The sequence below is a fragment of the Pseudomonas sp. UBA6315 genome, from assembly GCF_002438125.1.
Lineage (GTDB): Bacteria > Pseudomonadota > Gammaproteobacteria > Pseudomonadales > Pseudomonadaceae > Aquipseudomonas > Aquipseudomonas faucium.
In genome coordinates this window covers 13730-34050 of record NZ_DJTF01000048.1, presented here as the reverse complement: position 1 = coordinate 34050, position 20321 = coordinate 13730, and the positions used below count along the sequence as shown (strand labels likewise).

15 protein-coding genes are annotated in these 20321 nt (G+C 65.5%); 9 read left to right on the top strand and 6 right to left on the bottom strand.

Annotated features, from left to right (window positions below; translation table 11 throughout):
• Nucleotides 1–87: 87 nt before the first annotated feature.
• From B3E94_RS05985 to gloB, 3 genes are all read right to left on the bottom strand, one after another.
• A complete protein-coding gene (locus tag B3E94_RS05985; protein WP_286912708.1) occupies nt 88–1917 on the bottom strand; it encodes an extracellular solute-binding protein in 1830 nt (609 codons plus the stop codon).
• Between the two features lie 200 nt (nt 1918–2117).
• Nucleotides 2118–3533, bottom strand: coding sequence for a lytic transglycosylase domain-containing protein (locus B3E94_RS05980; RefSeq protein ID WP_176516325.1), 1416 nt, complete (start codon nt 3531–3533; stop codon nt 2118–2120).
• A 100-nt stretch (nt 3534–3633) separates the two neighbouring features.
• Entirely contained in the window at nt 3634–4413 is a 780-nt protein-coding gene (gene gloB, locus B3E94_RS05975; protein ID WP_286912707.1) for a hydroxyacylglutathione hydrolase, read from the bottom strand.
• 85 nt (nt 4414–4498) lie between these two features.
• Here gloB and B3E94_RS05970 point away from each other — a divergent pair, with 85 nt between their 5' ends.
• The 4 genes from B3E94_RS05970 (at nt 4499) to B3E94_RS05955 (ending at nt 8943) form a co-directional block, all read left to right on the top strand.
• Entirely contained in the window at nt 4499–5272 is a 774-nt protein-coding gene (locus B3E94_RS05970; protein ID WP_236237396.1) for a class I SAM-dependent methyltransferase, read from the top strand.
• A 13-nt stretch (nt 5273–5285) separates the two neighbouring features.
• Nucleotides 5286–5732 (top strand): ribonuclease HI, encoded by a 447-nt coding sequence (rnhA, locus tag B3E94_RS05965; protein ID WP_176516318.1) that lies wholly within the window; start codon nt 5286–5288, stop codon nt 5730–5732.
• A 51-nt stretch (nt 5733–5783) separates the two neighbouring features.
• Nucleotides 5784–6542 (top strand): DNA polymerase III subunit epsilon, encoded by a 759-nt coding sequence (gene dnaQ / locus B3E94_RS05960; protein ID WP_286912706.1) that lies wholly within the window; start codon nt 5784–5786, stop codon nt 6540–6542.
• A gap of 151 nt (nt 6543–6693) precedes the next feature.
• Nucleotides 6694–8943 (top strand): Orn/Lys/Arg decarboxylase N-terminal domain-containing protein, encoded by a 2250-nt coding sequence (locus tag B3E94_RS05955; protein ID WP_286912704.1) that lies wholly within the window; start codon nt 6694–6696, stop codon nt 8941–8943.
• Here the strand turns inward: B3E94_RS05955 and B3E94_RS05950 are convergent.
• Nucleotides 8927–9145 carry a hypothetical protein gene (locus B3E94_RS05950; RefSeq protein ID WP_176516311.1) on the bottom strand — a complete coding sequence of 73 codons (219 nt, stop codon included), beginning with the start codon at nt 9143–9145 and terminating at the stop codon, nt 8927–8929. The genes B3E94_RS05955 and B3E94_RS05950 overlap by 17 nt on opposite strands.
• Before the next feature lie 156 nt (nt 9146–9301).
• On the opposite strand from B3E94_RS05950, the gene B3E94_RS05945 reads away from it, so the two are divergent.
• Nucleotides 9302–9862 (top strand): NADPH-dependent FMN reductase, encoded by a 561-nt coding sequence (locus B3E94_RS05945; RefSeq protein ID WP_176516309.1) that lies wholly within the window; start codon nt 9302–9304, stop codon nt 9860–9862.
• A 96-nt stretch (nt 9863–9958) separates the two neighbouring features.
• On the opposite strand, the gene phnX is transcribed toward B3E94_RS05945, so the two are convergent.
• Entirely contained in the window at nt 9959–10786 is an 828-nt protein-coding gene (gene phnX, locus B3E94_RS05940) for a phosphonoacetaldehyde hydrolase (RefSeq protein ID WP_286912702.1), read from the bottom strand.
• 34 nt (nt 10787–10820) lie between these two features.
• Nucleotides 10821–11927 (bottom strand): 2-aminoethylphosphonate--pyruvate transaminase, encoded by a 1107-nt coding sequence (locus B3E94_RS05935; RefSeq protein WP_286912701.1) that lies wholly within the window; start codon nt 11925–11927, stop codon nt 10821–10823.
• Between the two features lie 133 nt (nt 11928–12060).
• Here B3E94_RS05935 and B3E94_RS05930 point away from each other — a divergent pair, with 133 nt between their 5' ends.
• The 4 genes from B3E94_RS05930 to B3E94_RS05915 all read left to right on the top strand — a co-directional run bounded on the left by B3E94_RS05930 (nt 12061) and on the right by B3E94_RS05915 (nt 20309).
• A complete protein-coding gene (locus B3E94_RS05930; protein WP_176516302.1) occupies nt 12061–12924 on the top strand; it encodes a LysR substrate-binding domain-containing protein in 864 nt (287 codons plus the stop codon).
• Nucleotides 12925–12982: 58 nt separating this feature from the next.
• The gene (locus B3E94_RS05925) at nt 12983–14005 is read left to right on the top strand and encodes an AraC family transcriptional regulator (protein ID WP_176516300.1); all 1023 of its coding nucleotides are present in this window, start codon (nt 12983–12985) and stop codon (nt 14003–14005) included.
• Between the two features lie 93 nt (nt 14006–14098).
• Nucleotides 14099–18547 (top strand): NEL-type E3 ubiquitin ligase domain-containing protein, encoded by a 4449-nt coding sequence (locus tag B3E94_RS05920; protein WP_286912699.1) that lies wholly within the window; start codon nt 14099–14101, stop codon nt 18545–18547.
• A gap of 115 nt (nt 18548–18662) precedes the next feature.
• Entirely contained in the window at nt 18663–20309 is a 1647-nt protein-coding gene (locus B3E94_RS05915) for an AMP-binding protein (RefSeq protein ID WP_286912698.1), read from the top strand.
• The last annotated feature ends 12 nt before the right edge of the window (nt 20310–20321 follow it).

The following is a 20321-nucleotide window of genomic DNA, read 5'->3' as shown; positions in this document are numbered from 1 at the left end:
GCGCGTGTTGCGGCGCGGCCAGGGCCGGCAGGCTCAGGCAGGCGAGCAACAGGCTGCCGGCCAGCTGGCGCAGGCGGGGCATGGGCATCATTTGGCTTTCTCCGAAGGCTTTATCCACCAGCTGTTCAGCCCGAGGGTGTAGGGCGGCGTGGTGACGAAGGCGAACCGGTTGCGGTAGGCCAGGCGGTGATTGTCGAGATACCAGTTGGGGATCATGTAGTACTGCCATGAAAGCACCCGGTCCAGGGCGCGGGCGGCGGCGACCTGGTCGTCGCGGGTGCGCGCGGCGAGCAAGGTATCGAGCAGGTGGTCGACCACCGGGTCCTTGACCCCAGCATAGTTCTTGCTGCCCTTGGTCGAGGCTTGGCTCGAGTGGAAGTACAGCCACTGTTCGAGGCCCGGGCTCAAGGTCTGGTTGAGGGTCATCAGGATCATGTCGAAGTCGAACTGGTCCAGGCGTTGCTTGTACTGGGCACGGTCCACGGTGCGCAGGTGGGCATCGATGCCGATGCTCGCGAGGTTTTCGACATAGGGCTGCAGGATACGTTCGAGGTTGGGGTTCACCAGCAGCAATTCCAGGCGCAGTTGCCGGCCCTTGCTGTCCACCAGGCGCTGGCCGTCGAGCTTCCAGCCGGCCTGGCCGAGCAGGGTCAGGGCCTGGCGCAGGGTCTGGCGGCTGATGCCGCGCCCGTCGGTGTGGCTGACCTGGTAGGGCTGGGTGAACAGCTTGTCCGGCAGCTGGTCGCGAAATGGCGCAAGCAGCAGCCATTCCTTGCCGGTGGGCACGCCGGCAGCGGCGAACTCGCTGTTGGGGTAGTAGCTGGTCGAGCGGCGGTAGGCGCTGCTGAACAGGGCGCGGTTGGTCCACTCGAAGTCGAGCATCAGGCCCAGCGCCTGGCGCACCCGCGCATCGCTGAAGCTGGCGCGGCGGCTGTTCATGAACAGGCCTTGGGTCTGGGTCGGGATGCGGTGCGGGATCTGCGCCTTGATCACCTCGCCCCGGCGCACGGCGGGGAAGTTGTAGCCGTTGGCCCAGTTCTTCGCCTGGTGCTCGATATAGATGTCGAACTCGCCGGCCTTGAACGCTTCGAAAGCCACCGTGGCATCGCGGTAGAACTCGAATTCGACGCGCTTGAAGTTGTACTTGCCGCGGTTGACTGCCAGGTCCTTGCCCCAGTAGTTCTTCACCCGCTCAAACACCAGGCGCCGGCCCGGCTGCACCTGGGTGATGCGGTAGGGGCCGCTGCCCAGCGGCGGCTCGAAGGTGGTGGCCTGGAAGTCGCGGCCTTGCCAGTAGTGCTTGGGCAGCACCGGCATTTCGCCCAGGCGCAGGATCAGCAGCGGGTTGCCGGCGCGCTTGAAGACGAAGCGGATGCGCAGCGGGCCGAGTATGTCGACGCGCTGCACTTCCTGCAGGTTGGTGCGGTAGATCGGGTGGCCTTCCTTGAGCAGGGTGCGGTAGGTAAATGCCACATCCGCCGAGGTGATCGGTTTGCCGTCGTGCCAGCGCGCTTCAGGGCGCAGGTTGAACACCACCCAGCTGCGATCCTCGCTGTATTGGACCGAACGCGCGATCAGGCCGTAACTGGAGGTGGCTTCGTCACCAGACGGGTCGTACTGGCCGGTGCCGACCATCAGCGTTTCGTTCAGCTCGCTGACGCCATACTGCAAAAAGTTTGGCGTGGTCACCGGGCTTGTGCCCTTGAAGGTGTAGGGGTTGAGCGTGTCGAAGGTGCCGAATGCCATGGCCCGCAAGGTGCCGCCCTTGGGCGCTTGCGGGTTGACCCAGTCGAAGTGGGTGAAGGTGGCTGGGTACTTGAGCGTGCCGAACTGCGCGTATCCGTGGCTTTCGCTCACCATCGCGGCTGCGGGAAAGCTCAAGGCCAGGCTGAGTGACAGCAGGAGGGGACGTATCAAGTCGGCATCCGATCCAGGGGCGTTGGGCTTTGGTCGGGGTACAGTAACAGCTTGGCGGGGTTGGAAAAAGGGTGTGCCTGGAGGGATCGTCAGGGGCTGCTTTGCAGCCCTTTCGCGGGGCAAGCCCGCTCCCACGGAAACCCAGCATGTGGGAGCGGGCTTGCCCCGCGAATGGGGCGCGAAGCGGCCCTAGGGGCACATCAATGTGACAGGTAGACGGTCAGTGTCTGCCCTGGCTTGAGCGCATGCCCGCTGCGCGGATTCCAGCGCTTGAGGTGCTGCATCTCGACGTTGAAACGTTTGGCAACCAAATACAGGGAGTCGCCCTTGCGCACCTTGTACTGGGTCGAACGCTTGCCGGCGGCTGCTACCCGGTTGCCCGCAGCGCTTGGCGCGCTGCCGCCACGCAGGGCCAGTACCTGGCCGGCTTTTACCCGGTTGCCCGGCAGCTTGTTCCAGCGCTGGATGTCCTTGACCGACACCCGGTTGGCCTGGGCGATGCTGCTCAGGTTGTCGCCGCGCTTGACCCGGTAGCTGCGCGCCGTGGCCGGCGCCTTGGCTTCGGCGATGGCGCGTTCGAACACTGCCTTGTTCGGCTGCAGGCTGACGATCTGCTCGGGCTTGAGGTCGGTCAGCAACTGCGCCTTGGCGGTCGGCACCAGCAGTTGCTTGGGGCCGTCCACGGTCATGCGCTTCTTGAACGCCGGGTTGAGCTGGATCAGCTCGTCTTCGTCGATGTTGGCGAAGGCAGCCACCCGCGACAGGTCGAGGCGTTCGTTGATGACGACCGCCTCGAAGTAGGGCTCGTTGGCGATCGGGTTGAGGTTTACGCCGTAGGCCTCGGGGGTCATGACCACCTGCGACAGGGCCAGCAGCTTGGGCACGTAGTCGCGGGTTTCCTGCGGCAGGGGCAGGTTCCAGTAGTCGGTGGGCAGGCCGAGCCGTTCGTTGCGCTCGATGGCGCGGCTGACGGTGCCTTCGCCGGCGTTGTAGGCGGCCAGGGCCAGCAGCCAGTCGCCGTTGAACATGTCGTGCAGGCGGGTCAGGTAGTCCAGCGCGGCGTTGGTCGACGCGGTGATGTCGCGGCGCCCGTCATAGAAGTTGGTCTGGCGCAGGTTGAAGTGGCGCCCCGTGGAGGGGATGAACTGCCACATGCCGGCGGCGTGGGCGCGCGAGTAGGCCATCGGGTTGTAGGCGCTTTCGATGGCTGGCAGCAGTGCCAGTTCCAGCGGCATGTCGCGCTCTTCGAGGCGCTCGACGATGTAGTGCAGGTAGAGGCTGCCACGCTCGCCGGCGCTTTCCAGGAAGGTCGGGTTGCTGGCGAACCACAGGCGCTGCTGCTCGATGCGCGGGTTGACGTCGATGCTGTCCTGCAGCACGAAGCCCTGGCGCATGCGCTCCCACACATCCTGCGGCGGCTCGGCAGGCTTGATCGCCAGCGGCGCCGGTTTGTGCTTGATCCGCGCCTGGTAGTTGTGCGCGCGAACGCTGTCGGCTTCGTCGACCTGACGGGTGCTCTGGCAGCCCACCAGGGTGGCGGCCAGCGCCAGCGCACTGATTTGGGCCAGGCGCGTCAGGGCGACTGAATGAGCGGTTCTGCGGCTACGGGAAGACATCGGCGGGGACAGGTTTCCGGGCAAAAAATTTCGGCGATTCTAGAAACCGCTCCCGGCCGGGTCAACCGTTGTCAGCCTGTTGCGATATATCTTGAGGTTATCAGAAGGTGTCCTTCCAAGACCTCAAGGCAGCAAAAACAGTGACCTGCGAGTCGTTTGAATGTCCCTTCCATTCGTCTGCTTTTTGTTTAACTAATGTTTCAGAGGTACGCAGGAAGGGGTTGGTCAGGCGCTCCAGGCCAATCGTTGATGGCAATGTGATGCGATTTTCCGCACGTAAACGGGTAACGTCTTCGAACCGTTGCTGAACGTGCGGGTTGCCAGGTTCCACGGCCTTGGCAAAACGCAGGTTGCTCAAGGTGTATTCGTGGGCGCAATACACCTCGGTGTTCTCCGGCAGCGCCGCCAGGCGGGCCAGGGCCGGCTGCATCTGCTGCGGCGTGCCTTCGAACATCCGCCCGCAGCCGGCCGCGAACAGGGTATCGCCGCTGAACAGCACGGGGGTGGCCGGCTGATCGCTGAAAAAGGCGATATGGCCCTGGGTGTGGCCCGGTACGGCAAGCACCTTGAAGGTCACGCCCAGCACGCTGACCTGGTCGCCGTCGTCCAGCGCCAGGTCGCGGCAGGGAATGCGCTCGTTGGCCGGGCCACAGACGCGGGCGCCGGTCAGCTGCTTGAGCCGTTCGACACCGCCGACGTGGTCGTTGTGGTGGTGGGTGACCAGGATGTCGTCCAGCACCCAGCCGGGGTGGGCAGCCAACCAGCCTTCCACCGGGCCGGCGTCGCCGGGATCGACCACCGCGCAACGGCGTTTGGCAGTATCCTGTAACAACCAGATGTAGTTGTCGGAGAAAGCGGGGAGAGCATCGATCTGTATCATGGTGCGGATCCGATTCGCCTAGCGTGGCACATGAGGGCATCTTAGCCGCGATGGCGCGGTGCGAGAACCTTCGAGGGAGAGCGCAATGACCGACCAAGCCTTTGCCCAGGCCGACCCAGACTGGGTCGAGCTGATCAGCCTGGCCCGTGAATGGTTCAACGGGCCACTCGGCCAGTTGATGCTCAAGGAAGAGGAAAAACTGCTGGAAGAAGAGCTCGGGCGCTTCTTCGGCGGTTACCTGGTGCATTACGGCCCCTGCGCCGATGCCCCGCCCAGCGCCCCCCAGGTGCAGCGCAACGTGCGCCTGGGCGCGCCGCTGCCGGGGGTGGAAATCGTCTGCGAAGAGCAGGCCTGGCCGCTGAGCGAGCATGCCGCCGACGTGGTGGTGCTGCAGCATGGCCTGGATTTCTGCCTGTCGCCCCATGGCCTGCTGCGCGAAGCCGCCAGTGCCGTGCGCCCGGGCGGGCACTTGCTGATCGTTGGCATCAACCCCTGGAGCAGCTGGGGCATGCGTCATTTCTTCAGCCACGGCGCGCTGCGCAAGGCGCGTTGCATTTCACCGTCGCGGGTCGGCGACTGGCTCAACCTGCTGGGCTTCGCGCTGGAGAAACGCCGCTTCGGGTGCTATCGTCCGCCGCTTGCCTCGCCGGCCTGGCAACAACGCCTGGCGGGCTGGGAACGGCTGGCGGGTGGCTGGCAGAGCTCGGGTGGCGGGGTCTACCTGCTGGTGGCGCGCAAGATGGTGGTCGGCCTACGGCCGTTGCGCCCGGAGCGCCGCGAACCGATGGGCAAGCTGCTGCCGTTGCCGTTGGCCAAGGTCAACCGCACCGCCGTCAACCCCGATACCGAAAAGCACTGAACATGAGTGGTACATGAGCGAAAGCGTCGAGCTGTATACCGATGGTGCCTGCAAGGGCAACCCTGGCCCGGGCGGCTGGGGCGTCCTGCTGATCTACAAGGGCGTCGAGAAGGAACTGTGGGGCGGCGAGCGCGAAACCACCAACAACCGCATGGAACTGATGGCGGCGATCCAGGGGCTGATGGCGCTCAAGCGCGAATGCGAGGTGGTGCTGACCACCGACTCGCAGTACGTGATGAAGGGCATTAACGAATGGATGGTCAACTGGAAGAAGCGCGGCTGGAAGACGGCCGCCAAGGAGCCGGTGAAAAATGCCGACCTGTGGCAGCTGCTCGATGAGCAGGTCAACCGCCACAAGGTCACCTGGAAGTGGGTGCGCGGCCATATCGGCCACCCCGGCAACGAGCGTGCCGACCAACTGGCCAACCGTGGCGTCGAGGAAGTGCGCGCCAAGCGCTGAGCTGGGGTACAATCCGCGGCTCTGTAATTGATGCAAGTTGGAGCGCCCCGCGTGGAGCAGCAGCAAGATAAGCGGTTCGTCATTCTCGATACCGAAACCACGGGCATGCCGGTCAGCGAAGGCCACCGGATCATCGAGATCGGCTGCGTCGAGGTCATCGGCCGGCGCCTGACCGGGCGGCACTTCCACGTCTACCTGCAGCCTGACCGCGAAAGCGACGAGGGCGCGATCAACGTCCACGGCATCACCGATGCCTTCCTGGTGGGCAAGCCACGCTTCGCCGAGGTCGCCCAGGAGTTCTTCGAGTTCATCCAGGGCGCCACGCTGGTCATCCACAACGCGGCGTTCGACGTTGGCTTCATCAACAACGAGTTCGCCCTGCTGGGTCAGCGCGAGCGCGCCGACATCGCCCAGCACTGCACCATCCTCGACACCCTGCTGCTGGCGCGTGCCCGCCACCCGGGGCAGCGCAACAGCCTCGACGCACTGTGCAAACGCTACGACATCGACAACTCCGGCCGTGACCTGCACGGGGCGTTGCTCGACTCCGAGTTGCTGGCGGACGTCTACCTGGCGATGACCGGGGGCCAGACCAGCCTTTCGCTGGCCGGGCATGGGGCTGATGGCGACAACGATGGGCAGGGCAGCGGGGGCAGTGAAATTCGCCGGATTGCAGGCCGGGCGCCAGGGCGGGTGATCATGGCCAATGCCGAGGAATTGGAGGCGCATGCCGAGCGCTTGGCGGCGATTGCCAAGTCGGCGGGTGGGCCTTCGATGTGGCAGGCATTGACCGAGACGCCGGCCGGTTGATTTACAGTCAGTAGCGGCCCTATCGCCGGCAAGCCGGCTCCCACAATGGGTTACCTGTGGGAGCCGGCTTGCCGGCGACAGGGCCGCCGCTGTAACCATCAGGCTCTACTACCCTGAGAGGGACGACCCGTCCTTCGGAGGTAGCAGCCTGATGTACAAGGACCTCAAGTTCCCCATCCTCATCGTCCACCGCGCCATCAAGGCCGACAGCGTCGCCGGCGAGCGCATCCGTGGCATCGCTGACGAACTGAGCCAGGACGGCTTCGCCATCCTCGCCGCCGCAGACCACGCCGAAGCGCGCCTGGTCGCCGCCACCCACCACGGCCTGGCCTGCATGCTGATCGCTGCCGAAGGCGTCGGCGCCAATACCCACCTGCTGGAAAACATCGCCGAGCTCATCCGCCTGGCCCGCGCGCGGGCGCCCGACCTGCCAATCTTCGCCCTGGGCGAGCAGGTGACCCTGGAAAATGCCCCCGCCGAGGCCATGGGCGAGCTGAACCAGCTACGCGGCATCCTTTATCTGTTCGAAGACACTGTGCCGTTCCTGGCCCGGCAGGTGGCGCGGGCTGCGCACAATTACCTCGACGGCCTGTTGCCGCCGTTCTTCAAAGCCCTGGTCCAGCACACCGCGCAGTCCAACTATTCCTGGCATACCCCAGGCCACGGCGGTGGCGTGGCCTACCGCAAAAGCCCGGTGGGCCAGGCATTCCACCAGTTCTTCGGGGAAAACACCCTGCGTTCGGACTTGTCCGTGTCGGTGCCCGAACTGGGCTCGCTGCTCGATCACACCGGCCCGCTGGCCCAGGCCGAGGCACGCGCGGCGCGAAACTTCGGCGCCGACCACACCTTCTTCGTGATCAACGGCACCTCCACCGCCAACAAGATCGTCTGGCATGCGATGGTCGGCCGCGACGACCTGGTGCTGGTGGACCGCAACTGCCACAAGTCGGTGGTGCACGCCATCATCATGACCGGTGCCATCCCGCTTTACCTGTGCCCCGAGCGCAACGAGCTGGGCATCATCGGGCCGATACCGCTCAGCGAGTTCACGCCCGAGGCGATCCAGGCAAAAATCCACGCCAACCCGCTGGCGCAGGGGCGTGAGCCGCGAATCAAGCTGGCTGTGGTGACCAATTCCACCTACGACGGCCTGTGCTATCACGCCGGCCTGATCAAGCAGGTGCTGGGGCCCAGTGTCGAGGTGCTGCATTTCGACGAGGCCTGGTTCGCCTATGCCGCATTTCATGCCTTTTTCGCCGAACGCTACGCCATGGGCACCACGTGCAACGCGCAGAGCCCGCTGGTGTTCAGCACCCACTCCACCCACAAGCTGCTCGCCGCCTTCAGCCAGGCGTCGATGATTCATGTGCAGGATGGCGCCAAGCGCCAGCTCGATCGCGATCGCTTCAACGAAGCCTTCATGATGCATATCTCCACCTCGCCGCAGTACAGCATCATCGCGTCGCTGGATGTGGCGTCGGCGATGATGGAAGGGCCGGCGGGGCACTCGCTGTTGCAGGAGATGTTTGACGAGGCTTTGAGCTTTCGCCGTGCCCTGGCCAATTTGCGCGAGCATATCGCCGCCGATGACTGGTGGTTCAGCATCTGGCAGCCGCCGGCGGCGGAGGGCATCCAGCGCCTCGATGCCGCGGATTGGCTGCTGCAGCCGCGCGCCGAGTGGCACGGGTTTGGCGAGGTGGCGCCGGACTATGTGCTGCTCGACCCGCTGAAAGTGACCCTGGTGATGCCAGGCCTCAGCGCCGGCGGCGTGCTGGGCGAGCACGGCATACCGGCGGCGGTGGTCAGCAAGTTTCTCTGGGAGCGGGGCCTGGTGGTGGAGAAGACCGGCCTGTACAGCTTCCTGGTGCTGTTCTCGATGGGCATCACCAAGGGCAAGTGGAGCACGCTGCTGACCGAGCTGCTGGAGTTCAAGCGCCATTACGATGCCAACACTTCGCTCGGCAGCTGCCTGCCGAGTATCGTCGCGGTCGCTGGGGCTCGATACCAGGGCATGGGCCTGCAGGATCTGTGCGACCAGCTGCACGCCTGCTACCGCAGCAATGCCACGGCCAAGCAGCTCAAGCGCCTGTTCACGCGTTTGCCGCAGGTGGCCATGACCCCGGCGCGGGCCTACGACCTGATGGTGCGCGGGGAGGTGGAGGCAGTGCCGATCGAGGCGTTGCTGGGCCGGGTCGCGGCGGTGATGCTGGTGCCGTACCCGCCGGGCATCCCGCTGATCATGCCGGGCGAGCGGTTCACCGAAACCACGCGCTCGATCCTCGACTACCTGGCGTTCGCCCGGGCCTTCAACAGCGGTTTCCCGGGCTTTGTCGCCGATGTGCATGGCCTGCAGAACGAAAGCGGCCAGTACACGGTGGACTGCATCAAGGAATGCGAATGATCTCGACGCCGGTGCGGGCCAGCTCGAAACGGTCCTCACCCAGGTGGTTGACGCGGTCGCCAATGGCCAGGCGATAGGTGGTGATCGGCGCGCCCAGGGCGCTGCCGTCGGTTTGCAGGGTCGACTCCTGGAACTCGTGAACGGGGTAGATGCGGCCTTCGGCGTCTCGGGCGTGGAATTGGCCGACCATTACTGCTGCCATTTAGGTGAAAACCTCTGAAATACGTAGGAAATGTCTGCAGCGATAGACCGTGCATCCCCGCCGGAGTTTTCGCCTACGGCAAAAAAAACCTAAGCGCCGAGGAACGGTCATCTATAACTACAACGTCTCTTTAGCCCGCAAAGGTTGGAAATCGCCATGAGCCAGGTGTATTCGGTAGCGGTTGTCGTCGGCAGCTTGCGCAAGGACTCCTACAACCGCAAGGTGGCCCGCGCCCTTTCAGAGCTGGCACCGTCCAGCCTTGCCTTGAAGATCGTCGAAATCGGCGACTTGCCGCTGTACAACGAGGATGTCGAGGCGGCGGGCGTACCCGAGCCGTGGAAGCGTTTTCGCGATGAGATCCGCCGCAGCGACGCGGTGCTGTTCGCCACCCCGGAGTACAACCGTTCGGTGCCCGGCTGCCTGAAAAATGCCATCGATGTGGGCTCGCGCCCTTACGGGCAGAGCGCCTGGGGTGGTAAGCCGGCGGCGGTGGTGAGTGTGTCGCCGGGGGCGATTGGCGGCTTTGGCGCCAACCATGCCCTGCGCCAGTCGCTGGTGTTTCTCGACATGCCCTGCATGCAGATGCCAGAGGCGTATCTGGGCGGCGCGGCGAGCCTGTTCGATGACAGTGGCAAGCTCAACGACAAGACCCGGCCGTTCCTGCAGGGCTTCATCGACAAGTTCGCCTCCTGGGTGAAGCTCAATCGGGCAGCCTGACGGGGCCCTATCGCCGGCAAGCCGGCTCCCACAGGTAAAGGTATGTGCAATACCTGTGGGAGCCGGCTTGCCGGCGATGATTGCAACGCCGCGCTATCAGAACGCCTGCGGCATCTCACCCTTGGCCAACCGCCGGTTGATGTCGGCAATCACCTCAGGCAGATCATTGATGGTGTCGATCAGGTAGTGCGGGCGCGACCCTTCGAACAGCTTGTGAATGCGCTTGCGCTCGCTTTCCAGCTTCTCGGCGCCCACCGCCTGATATTCCTCCCAGGTCAACCCCAGGGCATTGCCCGAGCACACCAGGGCCACGGTCCACATGCCGGCACGGCGGCCTTCCAGAATGCCCGGCACGGTGTCGTCGACCTTCACGCACGCCGCCACGTCATCGATGCCCAGGGCAATCACGTTGGCCAGTGCCTGGGCCGGCCATGGGCGACCGTTGGGGGTTTCATCGGTGGCCACGACGTGGTCGGCGACATAGCCGTTCTTGGCCGCCAGCTCCACCACCTTGTCCATCACCACCTTCGGGTAGCCCGAGCACGAGCCGATCTTGAGGCCTTCCTGGCGCAGGCCGGTGAGGGTGTCCAGGGCACCTGGGATCAGCGCCGAATGCACGGCGATCTTCTCGATCTGCAGCGGCATGAAGCGGTTGTAGATGGCGGTGACGTCATCGTCGGTCGGGGTGCGGCCGAACACCTTGCGGTAGCGCTCGGCGATTTCCGGCACGTCGCACAAGGTGCGGATGTGGTCCCACTTGCCCATGCCCATCGGGCCACGGGCTTCTTCGATCGACACCTGCACGTCGAACTCGGCGAAGGCTTCGACGAAGATCTGGGTTGGGGCGAAGGAGCCGAAGTCGACCACGGTGCCGGCCCAGTCGAGGATGGCGGCTTGCAGCTGGGTAGGATTGCTGTAGTTCATGTGCGCGTTTTCCTGAAAGTGGTGAGGCAGAGGGTCAGATGTCCAGTACTTGCATTTCCCGCAGCACTTGGGCCACGGCATCGACGGCGGCCTGCATGCCATCGGGCCCGACCACGCCGATGCAACCGACGCGGAAGGTTTCGACCTGGGTCAGCTTGCCCGGGTAGAGGATGAAGCCCTTGGCCTTGACCCGCTCGTAGAAGTCCTTGAACTGGTAGCGGGCATCGTTCGGTGCGTGGAAGGTGACGATAATCGGCGCCTGGATCTCGGCCGGCAGGAAGCTGCGCAGGCCGATGGCGGCCATGCCGTCGAGCAGGGTCTTGCAGTTGTCGGCATAGCGCTGGTGGCGGGCCGGCAGGCCGCCTTCTTCGAAGTACTGCTGCAACGCTTCGTGCAGGGCAGCGACCACGTGGGTGGGCGGGGTGAAGCGCCACTGGCCGGTCTTGGCCATGTAGGCGTGCTGGTCGTGCAGGTCCATGGCCAGCGAGTGGGCATTGCCTTCGGCGGCGGCCAGGGCGGTTTTCTCGGCGAACACGAAGCCCATGCCCGGCACGCCTTCCAGGCACTTGCCGGAGGCGGCGATCAGCGCTTCGAAGGGGATTTCGCGGGCATCGATCGGCAGTGCGCCGAACGAGCTCATGGCATCGATGATCAGGCGTTTGCCGTGGTTCTTGATGACCTGGGCAATCTGCGGCAGCGGGTTGAGGATGCCGGTGCTGGTTTCGCAGTGGATCAGCGCCACGTGGGTCACGGCCGGGTCTGCGGCCAGCAGGCGGTCGACGTCGGCGGCGGTGGTCGGCTGGTCTTCGGCGGTCTCGAAGGTGCTGAAGCTGCGGCCCAGCACCTTGCAGATCTTCGCCAGGCGTTGGCCGTAGGCGCCGTTGATCAGTACCAGCACCTTGCCGTCACGCGGCACCAGGGTGCCGATGGCCGCTTCCACGGCGAAGGTGCCGCTGCCTTGCAAGGGCACGCAGTGGTGGCTGGCGCTGCCGTCGATGATCGCCAGCAGTTGCTCGCAGACGCTGGCGGTCAGTTGGTTGAAATCGCGGTCCCAGGAGCCCCAGTCCACCAGCATGGCTTGGCGGGTGCGGAGTGATGTGGTCAGTGGGCCGGGGGTCAGCAGGATCGGGGCGTTGCTCATTCCGTGGTTCCTCACAAGCTGCGGGTTTCGCCAGTTGGTTGGGCGCTGAAACTACGGGGCCTAGGTTGCAATTCGCCGAGCTATCAATCAAATTGTTTGTCGTTATGCCAGCCATAAGTCAGGCCGATACAAAATGAACCTTTTCCAGCTTCGCGCTTTCGATGCGGTTGCCCGCGAGGGCAGTTTCACCCGCGCTGCCGAGCGCCTGTTCATCAGCCAGCCGGCGGTGACCGGGCACGTCAAGGCGTTGGAGGAGCACTACCAGATCACCTTGCTGCGGCGCACCGCCCGGCGTGTGGAATTGACCCCAGAGGGCACGCGCCTGGCGGCCATCACCCGGGCCATGTTCGGCCTGGCTGAAGAGGCTCAGGCGATGCTCGAGGCCAACCGCCAATTGCTCACCGGGCGCCTGGAAGTGGCGGCCGACGGGCCGCACCGGGTGATGCCGATGCTTGCCCTGCTGCGCGAGCGTTACCCGGGCATCACCGTCAACCTGCGCCTGGGCAATGCCCAGGAAACCCTGGCCGCGCTGTTGTCCGAGCACGCTGACGTGGCCGTGCTGACTGAGATCGAGCCGCGCAAGGGCCTGCACCTGCAGAACCTCTGCGAGTCGCGCTTGTGCGCACTGCTGCCAGTGGGGCACGACTGGGCCAGGGGCGAGGGCGACCTGCCGCTGGCGGCGCTGCACCAGCAGATCATGGTGCTGCGCGAGCCGAGCTCGACCACCCGGCGCACCTTCGACAAGGCCTGTGCCCAGGCCAAGGTACAGCCACGGGTACTGCTGGAGCTGGACAGCCGCGAGGCGGTCACCGAGGCCGTGGCTTCGCAGCTGGGCATCGGCGTCGTCTCTTCGACCGAGGTGGCCCATGACCCGCGGGTGTTGGCCCGGCCGTTGGCCGGGCAGGGCTTGCGCAACCAGCACATGCTCGGCTGCCTGGAGCGGCGCCGCGAACTGCGCCTGATCCAGGCCTTCCTGGGCTTGGCGGCAAGCCTGTGAGGCCGCGCCAGCTTGCCGTAAGATGGCCGCCAGTGAGCAACCTGGCGCCGGATGGCCGATGAGCGAGAAAGACACGATTTCCATGCAGCTGGTGCGTGAAGCCCTGTTGCAGAGCTGCCCCGACAGCGATGCGGCCGCTGCCTTGCTGCGGCGCGCCGGGATCGATGCGGGCTTGCTGGAGCAGCCGGATGCGCGGGTGGCTGCCGGTGCCTATGCACGCGTGTGGCGCCTGTTGTCGCAGCGCTGCAATGACGAATTCTTCGCCATGGACCCCCGTGGCTTGCGCGGCGGCAGCCTGGCCCTGCTGGCCCGCGCGGCCATGGCCCAGCCCAGCCTGGGCGAGGCGCTGGATGTGGCGTTGGGCTTTCTCGGCCTGATGCTCGAAGACCTGCAACCGGTGCTGGTACGCCAGGGCAGCCTGGCCGAGATCGTCATCGGCGAGCCCCGGGAACAGCCCCGGCGGGCCTTCACCTATTTCACCTTCTGGATGATCGTACATGGCGTGGCCTGCTGGCTGGCCGGGCGGCGCATCCCGATTCTGGCCATCGACCTGCGCTGCGCCGAGCCGCCGTTCTGCGACGACTACCGGGTGATGTTCTCCGAGAACCTGCAGTTCGACCGCCCCCGCACGCGCATGATCATCGCCGCCGATTGCCTGGCGCTGACGCCCAGGCGCACGGCCGAAGACCTGCAGCGCTTTCTGGCGCAGGTGCCGGGCAACATCCTGGTCAAGTACCGCGACCCCGACAGCCTGGCCCGGCGCATCCGCCACGACCTGCGCCAGCATGACCCGGCCGGCTGGCCCGATGCCGAGCGCCTGGCGCTGGGCCTGTGCATGTCGGCGTCGACCCTGCGCCGGCGCCTGGCCGAGGAAGGGCAGACCTACCAGGGCCTGAAGGACAGCGTGCGCCGCGAGCTGGCGATCACCTGGCTGGCCGAAGCCGACCTTGGCCTGGCGCAGGTGGCGGAGCGCCTGGGGTTTGCCGACAGCAGTTCGTTCTACAAGGCGTTTCGCAAGTGGTTCGGCTGCAACCCGGGGCATTACCGCACGCTGGTAGTGCAGGGCGACGGCGCCGCCTGAGCGCCACAAACCGCCGTGCGGGGCAGTTCCCTGTGCCTTGGCGAGTGGCCCTTGCTCACTGTATGGGCCCCTCCAACCCGCACAGGTGCAATCATGTCGCAAGCCACGTCCACCACGCTCGCCAACCTCACCGACCAGTTCGTCGCGGCCCGCCTGCCTGATTGGCTCGAACGCGCCTCCCCAGCGCAGATCAACACGTTGCGCGACTGTTATGCAGCCCACCGCGCGAGCCATGGGAAATTGACCAAGGCCCTGCAGGTGCTGCCATCCCCTCAAGCGTTCGCTCAGCAGGCATTCAGTGGCCTGCTGACGGCCGAGGCTGCCGCGCTGGGGCTGGAAAACCTTGAATGGCTGGAGGTGCGGCGTCGGCTCAAAGTACCGCAAGGCATCGGTCTGCCCGAGGAGGAAATCACCTACGTGCGCAGCCCCGCGCTGCTGAGGCTGATGCAGAATTTCCCAGCAGGCGATCCTTTCTACGAAGGCAGCGGCTTGGTGGCCAAGGGTAAAAGCGTACTGCTGGCAGGTGCTGGCAATGACTTTGCCCGGCGCTGTCGGAGCCTGGATGCCGGGCAGCAATACCAGGCCTTGCTGAGCAAGGTCGCCACGGGCGAGGCGCGTAAAGCCTTGGCCGAGCACAAGCGCACGGGCTTCAACCTGGCTTTGGAGCTGGCGGTAATCAAGGGCGCAATCGACGGCGCGGTGCAGGCAGCGCTGCGCAGCATGGCAAGCGGTGCGCGTGCGCAGCCTTCTACCAGCGCCTATCCCGGGCTGCTGAACATACTCGATTGTGTCGCCTTCGACGCGTTGCTTATCCAGCTGCGGGACCCTGAAGGCGAGGATGCCGGGGTGGTGCTCTACATGCCCGCCGACATCGAGCATCCACTGCGTTATTTCACCACCCTGGGCCAACTCGATGAAGCCTTGGTCGTCGAGCTGGCGAGCCCGGCAGCGCGTCGGCGCTTCGGCGAGCGGGTGGCGTTGAGCGAGCGTGTGGCGTTCGTGAACAAGCTGGGCAAGCGACTGACCGATAACAACCCTGACCTTCAACTGGAGGGCCAGACGGTCGAGGGTGATGCATTCTCCGCCCTGGCCGAGGCGCACGTCGCGCGCCTGCGCGCGGATGCCGGCACGCTGCTGGTGACCACCGCAGAGGCCGACAGCAGCGAGGCCAGCAACAGGCTGGCGCGCTGGGAAGGCATTGGCATGGGAGCCCTGGGGATCGCCGGCCTGTTCGTGCCCGGGCTGGGTCAGTTGCTGTTGGCGCAGCTGGCGTATCAGCTGACCCGGCAGACCTGCGAAGGCGTCGTCGATTGGGCGCAGGGTCACCAGCACGAGGCGGCCGAGCATCTGCTGGGTGTGGCAGAGATCGTCGCTGTGACCGCAGCGACGGGGGCCGGGGTAGGGCTGGTCGCGCGCGGTTTCGCCCGCACGGCCTTCGTCGATCAGCTCGAACCTGTGGATGTGGCGGGCGACACGCGCTTGTGGGCGCATGACCTGAGCCACTACGAGGCTGATCCGGACCAGGCGGTATTGCAGGATGATGGCCTGTACACGCAGGGCACAAAGCGTTACCTGCGCATCGAGTCGCGCTTTTATCAAGTGCACAAACCGGATCCGCACGCCCCGTGGCGCCTCAAGCATCCTCTGCGCGCCGATGCCTTCGAGCCTGAACTGGTCAGCAATGGCGAGCGTTGCTGGCGCCTGCGCCTGGAGCGCCCGCTGGAATGGGATGACAGTGGCGCGATGCTGGACCGGCTGTGGCCAAGCGATCCGCCCCTGCAGGCGCCGCAGGTGCAACGGATTCTCCAGGTGTCGGGCGTGGACCGCGACGAACTGCGCGGGCTGCTGGTGGAAAACCGCCCAGTGCCGGCCAACTTGCGTGATACCCTTCGCCGCTTCGACGCCGACGCGCGGCTCACGCGGTTCTTTGCCGGCTTGCAACAGACCCCTGCGCAGTTCACCGATGCTGCCATTCTCGACGGGTGCAAGCTTCATCCCGACATGCAGGGCTTGACTGATTCCCAGGTGGGTACCGCGCTGCTCGAAGACCCGAGCCTGTGGCGTGGCCGCTTGCTCGATCACCTGGCTGCGCCCGTGCAGCTGGATGACCAAGTGCTCACGTTGCTCAAACGGGATTTCCCCGGACTCCCGGATGCCTATGCCCAAGCGACATTGCACGACTTGGCACCGACCGAGCTCGATATCGTCAAGGTTGAACAGCGCCTGCCCCTGGCGCTGGCCACCAAGGCGCGCTCGCTGCTGCAGCTGGCGCGGGTCAACCGTGCGGTGGAAGGGTTGTACCTGCAAGGTGCCTACAACGACGGCACGGGCGAGCTGGTGTTCGCCTTGCTGCGAAAGCTGCCCAAATGGCCTGCCCGGCTCAACCTCGAGCTGCGCAAAGGCACGGAGAGCGGCCGGCTGTTGGCGCAACTGGACCCTCAGGGGCCAGCCGCTTCGCGCATCGTGCTGGTCAATCGCGCTGGCGGCTTCAGGTTGTACGACGCGCAGGGGCTGGAGCTCGATATCGATGTCGATGTCGAGGAACCGGGGAGCATCTTCGATGCATTGCTGGCGCTGCTCGACTCAACCGAGCGTACAGCGTTGGGCTTGGCGGCGGACGATGCCGCATTGCAGCTGCGCGACCAGCTGGCGGCCGGCCTGCCAGAGCCGCGCCAGAAGCTGTTCAACCTACTCGGCTGGCGCAACGAAGCACCGTGGTGCAACCCGGGTTCGCGCCTGCCCGATGGCCGCGTGGGCTATGCGCTGGGTGGGCGGGCCGCAAGCCGGGAGTATTCGGTCAGAACCCTGCATGATCGTATTCGTGCGTTGTATCCGGCCTTCAGCGAGGACCAGGTCGAAAGCTTCTTCCGGCGCCTGATGCAGGCGACGGCATCGCCTTTCGACCGTTTGATCGATCACGAACGCAACTATGCGCTGCTCGATGAGGCACTCAACCGCTGGGGCGCCAACACCACCGACCGCGCGCTGCGCAACCAGCAACAGCATTTCGCCAATCAACTGCGTCGGGCCTGGCGTCTCGAGGGAGAGGTCGAGGTGAGCCATGGCGGCAATCAAGGCACGATGCGCGTCAACCTCAGTGGCTGGCGCATCGTATTGCTACCCTCGCTGCCGGCGGCCGTGGACATGAGCCATGTGGGCGAGCTGGTGCTGGCTGGCATGGGGCTGGAAGAGGTGCCGGCCAACTTCCTGCGCTGCTTCCACCGCGTGCGTACCCTGGTACTGACCAACAACCGCCTGACAGCCTTGCCCTCGGGCCTTGCCCATCTGCGCGAGCTGCGTTCGCTGCGCTTGATGGCCAACCGAATTCGCATGAATGCCCAGAACCAGGCGGTGTTGTCGTCGTTGTCCCATCTGCAAGAGCTGGATATCAGTTTCAACCCGCTACGTTCGCTCAACCTGCGTTTCGAACAGCTCCCCCAGTTGCGCACGCTGCGCCTTGGTCGATGCCAGTTGCGCAGCATTCCCGAGGCTATCGAACACTGCGGCTTCCTGCAGATGGCCGACCTTAGCGACAACCAGATCGAAACCATTCCAGCGTCACTTCTACGCATGCCGTGGGCCTTCCGTACCCGGTTCAACCTGCTGCGCAATCCGATGTCCTTCGCCGAGCGTGAGCGTTTTTACGGGCTCGATGGCCATGGCGAGACAGCCACGCTGCCGCAGGCGAGCGATGATGCGCTGGCGCGGTGGGTGACCGAGCAGCCGGCCGATCGCCGTCAGGCACGCACGGCGCTTTGGCAACGGCTGCAGCAAGAGGAGGGTAGCAGTGGGCTTTACGAGCTGTTGCAGGCGTTGACCCAAGGCAGTGACTACAACAGAGAGCGTGCTTACATCAGCGATCAGGTGTGGAACCTGCTCGGCGCCATTGACCAGGATGCAACCCTGCGCCAGCAGATCTTCGACAGCGCCGGCGAGACCTTGGGCTGCGTCGACAGCTCCGCCGAGCGCTTCAGCCGCCTGCAGATCCAGGCGCTGGCCTACGCGGCCGGCCAGCGCAGTAGCGCTGCCGACGCAGGCGAAGAGCTGCTGAACCTGGGGCGACGCTTGTTCCGCCTGGAGGCACTGGACCGTTTCGCTTACCGGGCGGTTGAACAACGACGCGCGACGCAGGGAATGGTCGATGACCTGGAAATCGTCCTCGGCTACCGCATCCACCTGGCCGAAGCGCTGGACCTGCCTTGCCAGCCACGCACCATGACCTTCAACTCCCTGGCCGACATCACCGCGCAACGCCAGCAGGAGGCCCTGCAAGCGGTACTCGCCGCGCAGACGCCCGAGGCAGTGGCGCAAAGCGTGTCGCGGCAACGCTTCTGGACCGACCACCTGCGTGCACAACACCCAGCGCTGTTCGCGGCCGTTGCAGCCGATTTCGATGCCCGTGGCGAAGCGCTCGATGCATTGGCCGAGCGCTTGACCACCGAGGAGTACGTGAGCCGTTGGGATGCGCTGAAGACAGAGCGCGATAGCGTCGAGCATGAACTGTGCCTGTACCTGAGCCGGGAGGCGCTGAACAAGGCCTAGCGGCCAAACCGCTCATCCAGATTGAACGCTTTGGCCATTGTCCGCGCGCGGCCTTGGCGTGACCATCGTCAGACCTTTGGTGCGATTCCAACAATAAGAAACCAGGAGTCTGACGATGCGCGATTACGCCGAGGCCGCCCGTTCGTTCGCCTATGCCGATGCCGTGGGCACGGCGCTGCAGGGCAACCTCAAGGGCCTCAATGCCTGTGTCGAATGCTGCGATCGCCATGTCGGCGAGGGCCGGGCCGCACTGGTCTGGGAAGGTCGCGACGGCAATGGCAAACGCTACAGTTTCGAGCAGCTGCAAGCCCTGGCCAGCCGTTTTGCCAATGCCCTCAAGGACCAGGGCGTAGGCGCGGGCGACCGGGTTGCCGGCCTGCTGCCACGTACCCCTGAATTGCTGGTGACGATCCTCGCCACCTGGCGCCTGGGCGCGGTGTACCAGCCGCTGTTCACCGCCTTCGGCCCCAAAGCCATCGAGCACCGTGTGGCACAGTCCGGGGCCAAGGTGGTGGTCACCGACCGCGGCAATCGGCCCAAGCTCGATGAGCTGGCGGCCTGCCCGGTGCGCATCACGGTCAATGCGGCCGAGGGCGAGCTTGACTTCCAGCGCCTGCTCGATGCGGCAGCGCCCGAGTGCGAGCCGGTGCTGCGCAGCGGCGACGACCCGTTCCTGCTGATGTTCACCTCGGGCACCACCGGCCCGGCCAAGCCGCTTGAAGTGCCGCTGCGGGCCATCGTCGCGTTCCAGGGCTACATGCGCGATGCCATCGACCTGCGGCCGGCGGACAACTTCTGGAACCTGGCCGACCCGGGCTGGGCCTACGGCCTCTACTACGCGGTCACAGGCCCGCTGTCGCTGGGCCACGCTACCACCTTCTACGATGGCCCGTTCAGCGTCGAGAGCTGCGCGCGGGTGATCGACAAGCTGGGCATCACCAACCTTGCCGGCTCGCCCACCGCGTACCGCCTGCTGATCGCTGCGGGGCGCGAATTCTCGGCGCCGATCCAGGGCCGCCTGCGGGTGGTCAGCAGTGCCGGGGAGCCGCTGAACCCGGAAGTGATCCGCTGGTTCGCCGACGAGCTGGGGGTGACCATCCACGACCACTATGGCCAGACCGAACTGGGCATGGTGCTGTGCAACCACCATGGCCTGCAGCACCCGGTGCACCTTGGCTCGGCGGGCTTCGCCATCCCCGGCCACCGCATCGTCGTGCTCGACGAGCAGGGCGCCGAGCTGCCCGCAGGCCAGCCCGGCATCCTCGCGGTGGACCGCGAACAATCGCCGCTGTGCTGGTTTGGTGGCTACCAGGGTTTGCCGACCAAGAGTTTCGTCGGCAAGTACTACCTCAGTGGCGACACCGTCGAGCTCAACGCCGATGGCAGCATCAGCTTCGTCGGCCGCAGCGACGACGTGATCACCACCTCCGGCTACCGGGTCGGCCCGTTCGATGTGGAAAGCGCGCTGATCGAACACCCGGCGGTGATCGAAGCGGCGGTGATCGGCAAGCCGGACCCGGAGCGCACCGAGCTGATCAAGGCCTTCGTCGTGCTCGCGGCCGGTGTCAGCGGCAGCGAGGCGCTGCAGGAAACGCTGCGCCAGCATGTGCGCCAGCGCCTCTATGCCCATGCCTACCCACGGGAAATCGAATTCGTCAGCGAGCTGCCCAAGACCCCCAGCGGCAAGCTGCAACGCTTCATCCTGCGCAATCAGGAAATCGCCCTACAACAAGCCGCGCTGGCCAACCGCGCCAGCGCCTGAAGGATACCTACC

Coding starts and splice junctions, on each gene's coding strand:
- B3E94_RS05970 (WP_236237396.1), top strand. CDS start 4,499: ATGACCGACCAAGCCTTTGCCCAGGCCGACCCAGACTGGGTCGAGCTG.
- B3E94_RS05950 (WP_176516311.1), bottom strand. CDS start 9,145: ATGGCAGCAGTAATGGTCGGCCAATTCCACGCCCGAGACGCCGAAGGC.
- B3E94_RS05935 (WP_286912701.1), bottom strand. CDS start 11,927: ATGAGCAACGCCCCGATCCTGCTGACCCCCGGCCCACTGACCACATCA.
- phnX (WP_286912702.1), bottom strand. CDS start 10,786: ATGAACTACAGCAATCCTACCCAGCTGCAAGCCGCCATCCTCGACTGG.
- B3E94_RS05980 (WP_176516325.1), bottom strand. CDS start 3,533: ATGTCTTCCCGTAGCCGCAGAACCGCTCATTCAGTCGCCCTGACGCGC.
- B3E94_RS05930 (WP_176516302.1), top strand. CDS start 12,061: ATGAACCTTTTCCAGCTTCGCGCTTTCGATGCGGTTGCCCGCGAGGGC.
- B3E94_RS05920 (WP_286912699.1), top strand. CDS start 14,099: ATGTCGCAAGCCACGTCCACCACGCTCGCCAACCTCACCGACCAGTTC.
- gloB (WP_286912707.1), bottom strand. CDS start 4,413: ATGATACAGATCGATGCTCTCCCCGCTTTCTCCGACAACTACATCTGG.
- B3E94_RS05915 (WP_286912698.1), top strand. CDS start 18,663: ATGCGCGATTACGCCGAGGCCGCCCGTTCGTTCGCCTATGCCGATGCC.
- B3E94_RS05945 (WP_176516309.1), top strand. CDS start 9,302: ATGAGCCAGGTGTATTCGGTAGCGGTTGTCGTCGGCAGCTTGCGCAAG.
- rnhA (WP_176516318.1), top strand. CDS start 5,286: ATGAGCGAAAGCGTCGAGCTGTATACCGATGGTGCCTGCAAGGGCAAC.
- B3E94_RS05955 (WP_286912704.1), top strand. CDS start 6,694: ATGTACAAGGACCTCAAGTTCCCCATCCTCATCGTCCACCGCGCCATC.
- B3E94_RS05925 (WP_176516300.1), top strand. CDS start 12,983: ATGAGCGAGAAAGACACGATTTCCATGCAGCTGGTGCGTGAAGCCCTG.